Annotated in this window: 8 protein-coding genes; all 8 read left to right on the top strand. The window is 49.7% G+C overall.

All coding sequences use genetic code 11. The features are described from left to right. The first annotated feature begins 102 nt into the window (after window positions 1–102). The 8 genes from PIL01S_RS04275 to PIL01S_RS04240 all read left to right on the top strand — a co-directional run bounded on the left by PIL01S_RS04275 (window position 103) and on the right by PIL01S_RS04240 (window position 14,906). Complete coding sequence (locus PIL01S_RS04275; RefSeq protein WP_127536405.1) at window positions 103–2,739, top strand: adenosylcobalamin-dependent ribonucleoside-diphosphate reductase; 2,637 nt, start codon at window positions 103–105, stop codon at window positions 2,737–2,739. Window positions 2,740–3,330: 591 nt separating this feature from the next. Next, window positions 3,331–5,415, top strand: coding sequence for an acyltransferase family protein (locus tag PIL01S_RS04270; RefSeq protein WP_127536404.1), 2,085 nt, complete (start codon window positions 3,331–3,333; stop codon window positions 5,413–5,415). A 207-nt stretch (window positions 5,416–5,622) separates the two neighbouring features. Beyond that, window positions 5,623–6,936, top strand: a complete 1,314-nt coding sequence (locus tag PIL01S_RS04265; protein WP_127536401.1) for an extracellular solute-binding protein — start codon at window positions 5,623–5,625, stop codon at window positions 6,934–6,936. Window positions 6,937–7,107: 171 nt separating this feature from the next. After that, window positions 7,108–7,986, top strand: coding sequence for a carbohydrate ABC transporter permease (locus tag PIL01S_RS04260; protein ID WP_095287994.1), 879 nt, complete (start codon window positions 7,108–7,110; stop codon window positions 7,984–7,986). A 39-nt stretch (window positions 7,987–8,025) separates the two neighbouring features. Continuing rightward, the gene (locus tag PIL01S_RS04255) at window positions 8,026–8,880 is read left to right on the top strand and encodes a carbohydrate ABC transporter permease (protein ID WP_227779400.1); all 855 of its coding nucleotides are present in this window, start codon (window positions 8,026–8,028) and stop codon (window positions 8,878–8,880) included. 29 nt (window positions 8,881–8,909) lie between these two features. Continuing rightward, window positions 8,910–10,661 carry a sensor histidine kinase gene (locus PIL01S_RS04250; protein WP_127536397.1) on the top strand — a complete coding sequence of 584 codons (1,752 nt, stop codon included), beginning with the start codon at window positions 8,910–8,912 and terminating at the stop codon, window positions 10,659–10,661. After that, window positions 10,658–12,244, top strand: coding sequence for a helix-turn-helix domain-containing protein (locus PIL01S_RS04245; protein WP_127536395.1), 1,587 nt, complete (start codon window positions 10,658–10,660; stop codon window positions 12,242–12,244). Before PIL01S_RS04250 ends, PIL01S_RS04245 begins: the two co-directional genes overlap by 4 nt. A gap of 85 nt (window positions 12,245–12,329) precedes the next feature. Then, window positions 12,330–14,906, top strand: coding sequence for a beta-mannosidase (locus PIL01S_RS04240; protein ID WP_127536623.1), 2,577 nt, complete (start codon window positions 12,330–12,332; stop codon window positions 14,904–14,906). The last annotated feature ends 53 nt before the right edge of the window (window positions 14,907–14,959 follow it).

The following is a 14,959-nucleotide window of genomic DNA, read 5'->3' as shown; positions in this document are numbered from 1 at the left end:
TGGTGTACTATAGTTAATATAAATCACTATATGTGGTGTTTTGGCATAATTTAAACACATAATAGAAATGTAATGGGATTTTTGGGGAGGCTGTTAAACATAATGAATTCGAACAAATTGTCGCACAAGTTGGAAGGACTAAGTGAAAAAATATTTTTGGACCGTTATGCCTGGAAGGATGCTGATCCAAACCATGCCAAGGTAGGAGATGTTGTACTCGTTCTGACGAAAGATGACCCGAAGTTTCCGACAAAGGAAGTGGGGGAAATCGTGGAACGGCAGGGTCAGATGGTGAAAGTGAAGACTCGCAGTGGAGAAACGATCCAGACGGAAGTGGAGAAGCTGACACTTAATATAGAAAAAACACCGGAGGAGATGTGGGACCGGCTCGCGAGAGCGATGGCATCTGTAGAATCCACTCCGGAAAAACAGCAAAAGTGGCAATCCAAGTTCCGGGCTGTCCTGGACGATTGGAAGCTGGTTCCGGGAGGCCGAATTGCTGCTGGTGCGGGTGCTAGCGATGAGCTGACCCTCTTTAACTGTTATGTCATTCCTTCTCCGCAGGACAGTCGGGGTGGCATCATGAAAACGTTGACTGAAATGACGGAGATTATGGCTCGCGGTGGCGGGGTTGGCATCAACCTGTCGTCACTCCGTCCGCGTCGTGCCGTTGTTAAAGGGGTCAATGGATCTTCCAGCGGTTCGGTATCCTGGGGAGGCCTGTTCAGTTATACCACTGGACTGATTGAACAGGGAGGAAGCCGCAGGGGAGCACTTATGCTGATGATGAACGACTGGCATCCGGATGTGATGGATTTTATTACCGTCAAACAAACGATGGGGCAGGTCACCAATGCCAATCTGTCCGTATGCGTGAGCAACGCATTTATGGAAGCCGTCAAACAGGACGGGGACTGGGAACTTGTTTTTCCGGATACGAGCGATCCCGATTATGACAACGAGTGGAACGGGGATCTGCAGCAATGGAAGGAAGCCGGGCACCAGGTTATCCATTACCGCACAGTAAAGGCCCGGGATATATGGCGTACGATTATCGAATCGGCCTGGAAATCAGCAGAGCCGGGTGTTGTCTTTATGGAGTACTACAATCAGATGTCCAACAGCTGGTATTTTAATCCGATTATATGTACCAATCCATGCGGCGAACAAGGCCTGCCAGGATGGGGCGTCTGCAATCTATCGGCTATCAACTTATCCAAATTTTACGATGAAACCAGTCATGATGTAGCATGGCAGGAGCTGGCGGAGACGACACGAATTTCGGCCAGATTTTTGGACAATGTGATTGATGCGACTCCTTATCATTTTGAGGAAAACCAGAAGAATCAGCAGCGGGAGCGCCGGGTTGGACTAGGCACGATGGGTCTCGCGGAGTTGATGATTAAGCTGCGCATCCGGTACGGCAGTCCGGAATCGCTTGAATTTCTGGATAAACTGTATGGCTTTATCGCAAAAGAAGCATACCTCGCATCAGCAGAGATTGCGGCGGAGAAGGGAGCATTCCCTGCCTTTGAAGTGGAGCCGTATTTACAGAGTGGATTCATGAAAAATCTGGTCGGGACCTATCCGGAAGTGGGAGAGGCCATCCGTAAGCAAGGCATTCGTAATGTAACGCTTATCACGCAGGCCCCAACAGGAAGTACGGGAACGATGGTGGGTACGTCGACAGGAATCGAACCCTACTTTGCGTTTAAATATTTCCGTCAAAGCCGGCTCGGTTACGATGAGCAGTTTGTCCCCATTGCCCAGGAGTGGCTGGATGATCACCCCGGCGAGGAACTTCCTGACTATTATGTAACGGCGATGGATCTGTCAGCAGAAAATCATATTCGGGTACAGGCAGCGATTCAACAGTGGGTGGACAGCTCCATCTCGAAGACGGCCAACTGTCCGGCTGATTTTTCGGTTGAAGATACGGCACAGTTGTATGAGCTTGCTTTTGATCTCGGTTGTAAGGGAGTCACGATCTACCGGGACGGTAGCCGCGATGTACAGGTCCTATCCACGACGAAGAAGGAAGAGGCGAAGAGCGAAGTCAGTGAACAAACAAGTGTGACAGATCCGGTAAAAGAAACGAGTGCTGCAAACGAAACGACAGCCTTCACGTCCGCACCATCGGAGACAGGGAACGAGGGCAAAACAAGTGTGGCGGCTTCGCCCGCTGCCAAAGTACTGGATAAACAGTACAAGAGTCGTCCGCAGGTGCTGCGGGGAGCAACGTACAAAATAAATACTCCGTTTGGCATGGCTTACATTACGATCAACGACCTGGGCGGCATTCCTGCGGAGATCTTCCTGAACGTGGGTAAAGCCGGTTCCGATGTATTCGCCATGGCGGAAGCGCTGGGAAGAGTGTGCTCCCTGTTCCTGCGATATGGTGATCACGGACATAAAGTCGAACTTCTTATCAAACATCTGAAAGGCATCGGTGGTTCGGGAGCGATTGGCTTTGGTGTAAACCGGGTAGAGTCCATCGCAGATGCAGTAGCGAAGGCGCTCGAAAGCCATGTACAGAGCACCCCTCAAGAGAGTGCATCCTCTACTAATGAAGAGGCAGACCAGAGTGTGAATCGAATTTCTGAATCGGTGATTGTGGGCGAACCGTCAGTAACCTCTACAGCATCGAGAGATTTGTGTCCTTCCTGCGGTTCAGCTTCATTGATCAATATTGAAGGCTGCAAGACTTGCAGCCAATGTGGATACAGCAAATGTAATTAGAGGATACACATCATCCAGGTTAATGTGATGAGTAGAATACAGTTAAGGGTGACCAGCACTTTGGTCGCCCTTTTTGTATGACCTGACGTAGAATCAGCGGGCTTCAGAGGATGATTTCAACTAGAGGATTCCCGGAATAAAAGAGGATTCGTCCTTTTCACCTCCAGAGACCTAGGCATCTAGAAGCATTTATGGGCAAAACTTTCAATCCGGCTGAGGATAGGTTTATAATGGATTGTGGCTGCTGAGGAAGTCGGCGGTCTTTTTGTATTGATATGGTAGTGAGGTAATATTACCCAGCCCAAGAAAAAGACTGTATTAAACGACAATTTTGGAGTATGATTTTACAGCTATATTAGCTGGCAGGAAAGGTTACATCGTTTCACCACTTTGTAACTACTGCTGTAATTTATCTCACTGCGCTTGAGCGTATAATGCTAAACGTGAGTGTTGATCGATATATTGGAAATGAATGACGAAAGGTGCAATACGTATGTTAATGACAACCAGAATCACGATGCGAAGCCAAGCTGATTTGCAGCTGCCCCAGACATCCACGATGTGGGCCCGAAGCAACAAGGAGGGGCGCGAATGTCACAAACGTTGAACAACAGGCGGCATATGAACGGATTGGATGGTCTGCGGGCCATTGCCGTGCTTGCTGTGATTGGATATCATCTTAATCTGAGTTTTATTCCCGGCGGTTTGCTCGGTGTAGGCATTTTCTTTGTTTTATCAGGTTATCTGATTACAGATATTCTTGTGTCCCAATGGCAGGAACATGGACGCATATCACTCGGTGATTTTTGGGTGAGACGAATCAGGCGTCTCGTGCCTGGCATGCTTACCATGACTGCAGTGGTCATGATTTGGCTTCTCTTCACAGATCCTTCCCGGCTTGCTGCCCTGCGTGGGGACATTATATCGGGTGTATTATACATAAGCAATTGGTGGTATATCTTCCACCAAGTATCCTATTTTGAGAGTTTCGGTCCTCCATCACCGTTCGGACATTTCTGGTCGCTTGCCGTGGAAGAGCAGTTTTACCTGGTGTGGCCGCTGCTCCTTATCCTTTCAATTAAGCTGTTCAAAAGAAAGGGATGGCTCGTTGTTTTTATTGTCGTTGCCGCTGAGTTATCTGCTGGAGCAATGGCTATTCTATATAATCCGAATCTGGACCCGAGCCGTGTGTACTATGGTACGGACACGCGTGCTTTTGCCTTGCTGGCCGGGGCTGCCCTGGCTGTTGTGTGGCCAAGCCGCAAACTGTCCTCCTCCCTTGCGAACCTTAATCGAGCCGTGCTCGATGTATCGGGCTTGGCAGCACTGGCCCTGCTGGTCTACATGATGCTGAACAGCAGTGAATATGAACCATCGCTCTACCAAGGGGGCATGGTACTTCAAGCCATAGCTACTACGCTGCTGGTCGCTGTGTTGGCCCATCCCTCTTCGATGCTGGGACGCCTGATTGGTGCAAAACCGCTGAGATGGATTGGGGAGCGTTCCTATGGGCTCTATCTCTGGCATTATCCTGTAATCATCCTGACAAGTCCTGTGGTCGATACGGGAGGTTTACATCCGGTTCGAAAGGTTCTGCAGGTTGCAGCAACGGTAGTGCTGGCTTCGCTATCATTGAAGTTTATCGAAAATCCAATCCGCTATAACGGATTCCGTGATACCTGGTCCCGGCTATGGGGTAGAGGGCGAAACGGTATTAGTACGCATCAGATCTGGTTGAAGCGGGGCGGAGTGGTGATGTCAGCTCTGTTTATGTGCTTAACCGTGTCACAGATGATGATTTCCTCTGCAGCGAACTCCGACTCACATTCTGTATCGATGTCTACCACATTGAATGGAGAACATGCTGTGCATGAAGAGATCGGACAGGATGTTCTTCCGGCTCCTGTTGATACTGCAGGTTCCGGCCAGAAGCCGGCACCGCAGAAGAATGACAAGCCTGCAGATGATGGTGGCAATCAGCAAGACAAGCCAGCAGAGCAGACGTCGAAGCCAGATACGCCTTCCAAAACGGAGGAACCGGCATCTGATGAAGGAGATGGAACGGCCGCTGATGAGCCGAACCAGACTGCTGGAGATGCTGCTGGAAATAAGGATCATGCCGATGATAACGGGACTGATTCTGCGGGGAACCCGGATCAGCCAGGAGATGCTTCGCAAGAGGGTGGAGACAAAGCTCCCCCTGCTGAAGACGGCAAGATCCACTATACCGTGATAGGGGATTCGGTCATTCTGGATGCCAAGCCTTATTTGGAACAACATATGTCCGGGGTACACGTGGATGGTCATGTTGGTCGTCAGATGTGGGAGGCAGCCGATGTCCTGGATGGGCTTAAACGAAACGACCAACTTGGCAATCAGGTTGTCCTTGAGCTGGGAACCAACGGTTCATTCAATTCCAAAAGTCTGGATTCCGTGCTGGATTACCTCAAGGATGAGAATCATGTATATCTGGTTACTGTCCGGGTCCCTCGTCCTTGGGAACGAACGGTTAACAGAGCACTGAACGAAGCAGCCTCATCTTACAGTAATGTTTCCCTCATTGATTGGAACAGTGCAAGCGAAGGGCACGACGAGTACTTTGAAAAAGATGGCGTACATTTGACGAAGGAAGGCTCGGAAGCTTTTGCGGCACTTATCAAAAGCAGCATGAAATAAATTGAACTTATTCTTTTTCATACGAAATAGTTTGTTTGCTTAAAGAGCTCTCCATCGAGAGCTCTTTTTGTTCTAATTACAAGTAACACGCTATTGGGTAGGGCATCCGATATTTTTCACCCCACCATCCGTGGATCGTCACCTTACGTTATGATAGCGTTACCATTTACAATGAGGGTATTCAAACAGCCAAGGGGGAGTATAGAGATGTTAAAAAGATGGCTTTCGGGTTTTGTGGCAATTGCCTTGTTTTCGATGGTACTCGCTGCCTGCAGTGGCGGTGATGGTTCGGAGGGAACGGGCAACAGCGATAAAGTCACGGTTACGCTGTGGCATAACTGGACCGGACAGGATGCAAAGGCAGTAGCCATGCGAAAAATTATTGAAGATTTCCGGGCAGCACATCCGGATATTGAAGTGGTGGATGAGGGATTGCCGACAGACGGCCTTAAAACAAGGCTCCGTACTGTAGCAGCTGCAAACGAAATGCCGGATTTGTTTGTTATGTGGCCGGATGCCATGACGAAAGAGTTTGTAAAAGGCGATCTGCTTCAGCCCATTAACTCAGAGCTGGATGCGAAGCCGGAGTGGAAGGACAACTTTATCCCGAATGCACTGGATGGATATACGGTTGACGGAAACATCTACTCCGTGCCGATGAATCTGGCGCCAAGTTCCTTCATTTATTACAACGAAGCACTGTTTAAACAGTATAACGTCAAAGTTCCTGAAACGTGGGCCGAATTGGAACAGGCCATTGCAACGTTTAATGAGAACAAGGTTATTCCAATGGCGCTGGGGAACAAGGCCAACTGGGTTGCACAATCGACGATCTTCAGTACATTGGCAGACCGGATTACGGGTACAGATTGGTTTCTGAAAGCAGCAGCCCAGGATGGTGCCAGTTTTACGGATCCGCAGTTTATTGAGGCGTTAAACAAAATGCAGGAGCTTGGTAACAGCAAAGCATTTCAGGATGGGTTCAACAGCATTGACGAAACCCAGATGATGCAGCTGTATTTTCAGGGGAAAGCAGCCATGGTCATGAATGGTGGATGGGCCCTGGCGAACCTGGTGAACAACGCACCTGCGGAGGTATTGGACAACACTCATATTACTATTCTTCCCCCGGTAGATGGTGGTGAAGGAGAGCCAAGAACGACATCAGGTGTGGTAGGTACCGGTCTGGGTGTAAGCAAAAAGCTGAGCGGTGCCCAAAAAGAGGCAGCCATGGAGCTGTTCTATGCCCTGGCAGGGCCTGACGGCCAAAAGGCTACGCTGGACAGCAGTACACTCGTTAGCTACAACATTGAGCTGGATAAATCCAAGGCACATCCATTGTTCATCGAATTGTACGACTTGATGCAGGAAGTGAAGATTAATCCGGTTTACGATTCCAAGCTGGGGTCTGCAACGGTTGAAGTTATTAATAATGGATTGCAGGAACTGCTGATGGGCGGCAAAGCGGAAGATATCGCTGCCAAAATTCAGGCTGCACAGGCTAATGCCGCTGGCAATTAACAGAATCGATGAGGAATAGGTTGTAGATTGAAAACGCTCGGTGATTCGTACTTCATGGGATTAACTGAGCAGTATAGCCCCTTCCCGGCAGGGGAGGGGTTTTCCGTTTCATTTGCAGGCTTTCAATGTGTGAAGGAGATATGTAAGGCATTAATGAAGGGAAGTGAAGGAATGAATGCACTGCGCAGTCGTCGCTTTATTATGCTGGGGCTTGCTCCGGCAGTCATCATATATGCATTGTTTGTATTTGTTCCGGTTGTATGGTCAGCCTATTACGGCTTCTTCAACTGGTCCGGCATCGGGGAGTCCAAATATATCGGTCTGAATAACTATGTGGAGATCTGGCATGACCCGGTATTCTGGCGGGCACTGAAAAATAACGTCATTTTTGTACTGGCCTCCGTGTTCGGTCAGATTCCGTTAGCGCTGATGCTCGCGGTCATTTTACACAAAAGCAATCCGCTGCAGCGCTTCCTGCGCTCTGCTGTCTTCCTGCCCATGGTCTTGTCTACCGTCGTTATCGGCATGATCTGGCAGTATATCTATCATCCGCAGATCGGGATCCTGAACTTCCTGCTGGATGCGCTCGGCCTGGAGAGCTGGAAGCTGCAATGGCTTTCTGACGATAAAATTGCCATCTTCTCTCTCGTACCGCCACTGCTGTGGAGCTTCGTTGGTTTGTACCTTATTATTTTCATCTCTGCACTGCAAAACATTCCTGGTGAAATACATGATGCTGCCAAAATTGACGGCGCTTCGGGCATCCGTAAGCTGGTATCGATCTCACTGCCCATGATCTGGGGTACCGTGCAGGTTGCGATCATTCTGTGTATTTCGGGCAGTCTGAAATCGTTTGATCTGGTGTACATCATGACCAAAGGTGGTCCGGCTCATGCAACCGAGCTGCTCGCTACGTATATGTATAATTCAACCTTTACAACCTACCGTTACGGTTTCGGTAGTGCAATCTCGACAACCATTGTATTGATCTCCTTGCTGCTTATCGGAACAAGCCAGTGGGTGACCAGTCGCAAAAGAAAAGAGAATTAGAAGAGAGGGGGAACTGTAATGAGTACGACACCTGTAACGATGCCATCACCAGGAAGAGCTTCAGGCCATCCGGTTCGCCGGCTGCGCAGCGGAATTGTTTGGACGCTGCTGACGGTGTATGGTATTTTAACATTGTATCCGTTTTACTGGCTTGTGATCAGTGCGTTCAAAACGAATGAAGATTTCTACAGCAGGCCATTTGGTTTGCCGGCCCAATGGAATGTAGCCAATTTCACCAATGCATGGGAAAGCTCCAGATTGGGTACGGCATTTGGCAACTCACTGGTGGTATCATTGGGATCATTGATTTTGACTTTGTTTATTGCAGCTCTAGCCTCATTCATACTTGCACGATTCCAGTTCCGCTGGAAAGGGCTGGTCATGACCTTTTTCGTTGTAGGTATGCTGATTCCCATTCATAGCACACTGGTTCCTTTGTTCATTCTGATGAAGCAGATGTCCCTATTGAATACGTATTGGGCATTAATCCTGCCGTATACGGCCTTTGCATTGCCAACGGCCATCTTTGTACTGACGGCATATCTGACGAGTGTACCACGTGATATTGAAGAGGCGGCGTTTATCGATGGAACAGGTCTGTGGGGACTGTTTACCCGGATCATGCTGCCGATGTCAGTGCCTGCCTTGTCTACCGTTACGATTCTGAGTTTTTTGCATGCTTGGAACGACTTTTCGTTCGCACTTGTATTCATTAACAAGACAGGATTGAAAACGTTACCGCTGGCGATTGCGAATTTCGCGGACGGATACCAGACGGATTATGGATTAACGCTGGCCGCCATGACATTGTCGGTTATTCCGACCATAATTCTATATCTTGTTTTTCAGGAACAGGTGATGAAAGGCATGACGGCTGGAGCGGTTAAGGGTTAAACGAAGGTGCATCCAGAGGAGGAAAAGAATTGGGAAGCTGGCTCACATCATCGCTGCAGAGGAAGCTCTCGGTTGTCGTAACTGCCTCCATGATCGTGCCGCTGCTGGCGCTGGGTCTGTTCGCATTTCTGATCTCTTCCCGCATTACCGAGCAGAAAACGAAGCTGTCCGGTATGGACACGCTGAAACAGGTGGAAGCCAATCTTCGTTACATGCTGCAGGACGCCGAGAATATTTCGATTTTCCTGATTGGAGAGCGCGATATTCAGCAGTATCTGAGCCGAAATGAAGATCATGAACTGGACCGCGTGGATATTGTCGGCAGGATGACCAATCTGGCGGCGTCTAAAAAATATATTGCGAATATAGCGATATATCCGGATCGGTTTGATGCTGTTCTGACAACGGCTACCTGGTATGAACCGGGTACTTCCGATCCGCCAGCTCCTGCTGGCGATGCGGTAAAAATGTGGACCGGCGTCTATCCGGTTCGCAACTATGCAGGCATACAAAATGTGATCACGTTGGTGCGTCCCATCCGCAGCATTCATGATTATCGACCCATCGGATGGCTCGCGATCAGCCTGGATGAAAAGGCCATTTCCAAAGACTGGGCTGCGCTCGGACTAGGCAGAGGTGAAGGGCGTCTGGAGCTGGTCGGACAATCCGGAGAGATCCTGTCCTCTATGGATAAATCCCGGCTTGGGCAGACTCTGGAGCAGGTCGAACCAGAATTGCAGACGCTGATTCGGCATAGTGAGAGCGGGACGACTACGTATGGCAGCGGAGAAAACAAACGGACGCTGCTCTATTACCCGGAACAGCTGACTGGATGGACGTTGACTGGAACAGTTCCTTACGACCAATACAAGTCGGAGAACGGTTATATACTGATTCTCACGGCTGTAGCCGTGGTGGCTTCTGCTGTAATCTGTGCAGGGCTGGTCTGGTTTACCGTCCGCCGCGTGACAAGGCCGCTCCGTGTGCTCACCAGGCACCTGTCCCGTATTGACCCGGATCGGCCGCTGCCCTTGTTTCGATCTGAGAGTGATGATGAGATCGGCAGACTGGGAGAGAGCTACAATCTGCTCGGTGCACATATCGAGAGCCTGAAGGAAGAGGTTATACAAGGTGAAGCCCGCAAGAAAGAAGCTGATCTCAGGGCACTTCAGGCACAGATCAATCCGCACTTTCTGTATAATACCCTATCGTCCATTCACTGGATTGCCCTGATGTCAAAAGAGAGCCGGATTGCGGATATGGTCGAAGGTTTAAGTGATTTCCTGCGCATCAGCCTGAATAACGGCAAGGATTTCTGTCCTGTTGGACAGGAGGTTGCCCATATCCAGCATTATGTACGGGTGCAGTCCATCCGCTTCCCTGATAAATTTTCGGTGCACTATATTGTGGATCCTGCACTGGAGCAGCGGATGATGCTGAAGCTTCTGCTGCAGCCGCTCGTTGAGAATGCCATGATACATGGTATTCAGCCCAAGAATGGTCCGGGAACGATCACCATCATGATTCGTCAAGATCAGGACGAAGCACGAATGAACGTATTGGTGCTGGATGATGGTGTCGGCATGGACCAGGAGAGGCTGGAACAGCTGAAGGAAAGACTGCCGGAAGTGAATCCCACTGCTGGTGGCTACGGGATCCACAACGTTAATGAGAGATTGCTGCTCCATTATGGTGCGGCTTCTCAACTTGAAATGGACAGCCGTGTCGGTGGAGGGACCCGTATTTCATTTTCCATACCCTTTCTGGAGGAATCGCCATGAGACTACTGATTGTCGATGATGAAGTGATCATTCGCACCGGACTTGCCAGCGTTATTGCCTGGGGCGAGCTGGGGATTGATCTCCTTACACCAGCAGCCTCGGCAGAAGAAGCGTTGTCCCGGTTGGCTGAGGAGCGGCCGCACATTCTGATGACTGACATCCGCATGACTGGCAAGACAGGGCTTGAACTTGCAAATGAAGGACTGCAATTGCTGCCTGAGATGGAGGTCATTATTTTGTCAGGCTACGATGACTTCTCTTATGCACAGCAGGCGATTCGGCAGGGTGTGACGGATTATCTGTTAAAAACGAGCAAACCGGAAGAGATCATCAAAACGGTTCTTCAGGCCAAGCAAAGAGTTATGGACCGCTGGACAGAAAAGTCCAAGGAAGGGCGACTTTTACAGGAGAATAAACAGCGGTTGTTTGAACGGTGGGTTATTGAAGGTGATGTGATTACAGGTTCGTGTCCAGCATTTTTGAAGCCAGGCGCGGCGGAGTCTGCTGGTGTGTCATTGGACGGCAATCAGGTCTATCAGCAGGTTGTATTCGTTATTCGTGCGCAAGGATGGAGTCGCTCTTCTGCTGCACTTCTGAGATTTGCCGTGCAAAATATGCTGGAGGATATGCTGCCTGGTGCAGCGACACATATTCATAAGGAACAGATTATTGGTGTAATGCAGATAACGAGCAGGCAGCAGGAATTGCTGAACACGCTGGGAACGGTAGTTAATCATATGGAGCAGCTCCTGAAATGTACGCTCCGTGCAGCTGTAGGGCATCCGGTTAGTGGCGAGATACATCTTCACGAAAGCTATTTAACAGCATCCGCAGCGTATCAATATATGAGTCTGCTTGACGATAAAATTTGGAGCATCGAGCATGTAAAAAACCGCAAGGGTGGTAAAACATTACTTACGCATGAAGAGGAAACCGTGCTGGGGACCCTTTTGCTCGATAATGACCCTGTCATGCTCACCACATGGACGCGGGAGCTTGTGAAAGAACTCGTGTTGGATCCGGAGGTAACACCGGAATCGTTCAATGCCTGTTTGCATTCCGCGGTCATTGCAGGACAACGCTGGCTGGTTCGCACGATGCGTGCAATAGGAAGAGAAGAGCCTGCACGATATGATCCATGGTTGCCGAATCCTGATGCAGATGCTGCGGACCTTCAGGATATGCTGTTTCACCATTTATATGGTCTGATGCATACATATTACAGCCAAATGGGTCAGGGGCAGGCTTCGCATGTGCAAAAGGCCATTGCCTACATGGAATCCGGGTTGGCTCAAGAAATCAGTCTACAGCAGGTGGCTGGTCAAATCCATTTGCACCCGGGACATCTCAGCGAACTGTTCAAGAAAGAGACAGGTACAACGTTTGGGGATTTTGTAACGAATATGCGTATTCGGCGGGCCATGGAGATGCTGGCAGTCTCTCCTGCAAAAGTCAGTGAAGTGGCTGCCATGAGTGGGTATGAAGACGTAAAATACTTTAGCAGGCTGTTCAAAAAACATACAGGCAAGACCCCGAGTGAATTTCGCGAAGAGGCATATGCATTCAAGCCTTCAGGAAGTTAGCAGACACGAATGGTTGTAGTTGTTTCTGCAAACGTTTTCGATAATGTGGAATGATTCAGGGATCTGGGGAGCGAGGCATATGATGATGAGGAAGAGTGATTCAAGTCAGGATTTGTCAGGTCAATGGAAGATCCAGCATTTTGAAGCCTTGGAAAAACGGACGATGGACATTGCAGCTGCTGCACTGGATGACCGTTTCTGGATCGGGGCGGAAGTGCCAGGGGATGTTCATTCGGCCTTGGTGGCGCGGAGCATAATTGATCCGCCATACTACGGGCATAACGATGCCAAGAGCCGTTGGATCGAGCAAAAGGAATGGTGGTATCGTACCAACTTTAACCTGGTGAAGGCGGAAGAGGGTCAGGAACATTTCGAGCTTGTCTTCGAAGGTTTGGATACGTTCGCAACGGTCTATGTGAACGGACATGAGGTGGGGAAAACAGCCAATATGCTCATGTCCCATACCTTCAATGTAACGTCACTGGTCCGCCATGGGTGGAACGCCATTGCAGTTCGATTCGATCCGCTGTCTCTGCACAACCGGGACAAAGAGACATTCGATTGGTCATCCTATACGAAGGAACGGCCTTGGCTACGCAAGGCAGCGATGAATTTCGGCTGGGACTGGGGACCGCGCATGGTTACTGTCGGCATCTGGGGTGCAGTCCGGTTGGAGAGACACAAGATAGCGAAGCTGGATAGTGTGTTTGCCCAGACCAAGTCCGTCAGCCAAGAACAGGCGGTTATCGACGTTACGGCAAAAGTGAAATCGGTGATGTCCTTCCGAAGCAGACAGCAGCTGAAGCAAGCTGTGGTCACGACATGTGATGTCCGCTTGTTGGATGCGGGCGGTGAGGAAGTGATTCAAGCTGCTGCGCTGACTGTCCAAGGCGGACAGGCGGATACAACACTGGCTGTGCCTTCACCGCGATTGTGGTGGACGCATGATCTGGGTGAACCGTATTTGTATACACTGGAGGTAGTCCTATACGCCGATGGAATTGAAGTAGACTGTTATCGCGAGCCCTATGGGATACGAACCATTGAACTTGCCCTCCACAATGAACAGGGAGAAGACGCATTTGCTTTTATACTGAACGGAATCAAAATGTATGCCAAGGGGGCAAACTGGATACCCGCTGATCATCTAATTGGTGCTATTCCCGACTCGAGATATCGGGAGCTCATTGAGCTGGCTGTCGAAGGAAACATGAATATGCTGCGGGTGTGGGCAGGCGGCATCTATGAGAAGGATGTCTTTTATGATGAGTGCGATCGGCTAGGGGTGCTGGTGTGGCAGGATTTTGCCTTTGCCAATGCATTATTTCCTGACTTCAATCAAGATTTTATGGAGAATGTCAGATGTGAAGTTGAAAATAATGTGATCAGGCTGCGGAACCGGGCATCCCTTGCCCTCTGGTGCGGCAATAACGAGATTGACTGGCTTTACGATATGAAGTCTGCCAGCGGAGACATCACCAGTCCGTTCTATGGGGAGCTGATCTATCATGAGCTGATTCCTGAGGCTCTGGAACGTCTGGATCCTTCCCGTCCGTATTGGCCCTCTTCACCGTTTGGAGACAAGGATGGCAATGATGCCAATGATCCGGATGTTGGCGACCGTCACAACTGGCAGGTTTGGCATGGTTCCGTTTATCCAAGAAAACACGGTGAACTGCCGCTGCTCGACTACAGCATTGAGGGCGTAACATTTAAAAATTTTAAAAAGGATTATGCCTTGTTCAGCAGTGAATTCGGCATGCATGCTTCGGCCAACCGTTATACGCTGGAGAAAAATATGCCTGAAGGGCAGTTCTACTGGGGAAGTCCGGAGATGGCCTATCGCAACAAGGATACCAATCACCAAAAGGGCATTCTTCTGATGGAAGGCTACACGGGCATTCCACAAACGATTGAAGAATACATGAATTATTCGATGCTGACTCAAGCAGAAGGCTTACGGTACGGAATCGAACATTTCCGGAGGATCAATCACCGGAATAGTGGCGCGCTTGTGTGGCAGCTGAACGATAGCTGGCCGGGAACGAGCTGGTCCATGATTGATTATGAGCTGCTGCCCAAGGCATCCTTTTATTATGGGAAGACCTTCTTCCATCCGATCCTACTGTCACTGGAGCATGAGCCAGGCGATCCGCTTGCATTGTGGGTCGTGAACGATAAACTTGAGGGGTTACATGGACATCTCCGGATTAATGTATATCAGCTGAATGGTGAGAAAGTATATTCGGATACACTGCAGGTGGAGGTTGAACCCCAATCTTCTTCAAAGGTTGGAGTATTAAGTGAAGCAGCAGTGCTGCAGGGCAGACGTGCCGAAGAAGTCATGATTGAACTCGTATCGGAAGGATTTGCTGCCCCGCTTAACCGATATTTCCTGCGTGATCCGAAGGATATCGCGCTGCCGTTGTCCCAGCTGAGTGTACATGTCAATGAGGAGGAGCAGTCTGTTACCGTTACAGCCAGCGGTGCCATCGCAAGATTGGTTAAACTGGAGCTTCCGCTGGGACGTGTGCGATTCAGTGACAACTATTTCGACTTGCTTCCAGGGGAGAGCCGAACTGTGTATTTGCGCCATCCAGAGATGAGGTCGCTGCCCCTGAATGAGCTTCGGGTAAGTGCAATGAACGGTCGCGAAATATAATTGCAAAATGAAGCAAAACATGCCGATGGCCTCTGAACAGAAGCCATCGGCAT

The sequence above is a fragment of the Paenibacillus illinoisensis NBRC 15959 genome, assembly GCF_004000925.1.
Classification (GTDB): Bacteria; Bacillota; Bacilli; order Paenibacillales; family Paenibacillaceae; genus Paenibacillus; species Paenibacillus illinoisensis.
Note: the sequence above shows the minus strand (reverse complement) of the source record. Positions and strands in the feature narration are given on the sequence as shown.

Coding starts and splice junctions, on each gene's coding strand:
- PIL01S_RS04260 (WP_095287994.1), top strand. CDS start 7,108: ATGAATGCACTGCGCAGTCGTCGCTTTATTATGCTGGGGCTTGCTCCG.
- PIL01S_RS04265 (WP_127536401.1), top strand. CDS start 5,623: ATGTTAAAAAGATGGCTTTCGGGTTTTGTGGCAATTGCCTTGTTTTCG.
- PIL01S_RS04240 (WP_127536623.1), top strand. CDS start 12,330: ATGAGGAAGAGTGATTCAAGTCAGGATTTGTCAGGTCAATGGAAGATC.
- PIL01S_RS04275 (WP_127536405.1), top strand. CDS start 103: ATGAATTCGAACAAATTGTCGCACAAGTTGGAAGGACTAAGTGAAAAA.
- PIL01S_RS04245 (WP_127536395.1), top strand. CDS start 10,658: ATGAGACTACTGATTGTCGATGATGAAGTGATCATTCGCACCGGACTT.
- PIL01S_RS04255 (WP_227779400.1), top strand. CDS start 8,026: ATGCCATCACCAGGAAGAGCTTCAGGCCATCCGGTTCGCCGGCTGCGC.
- PIL01S_RS04270 (WP_127536404.1), top strand. CDS start 3,331: ATGTCACAAACGTTGAACAACAGGCGGCATATGAACGGATTGGATGGT.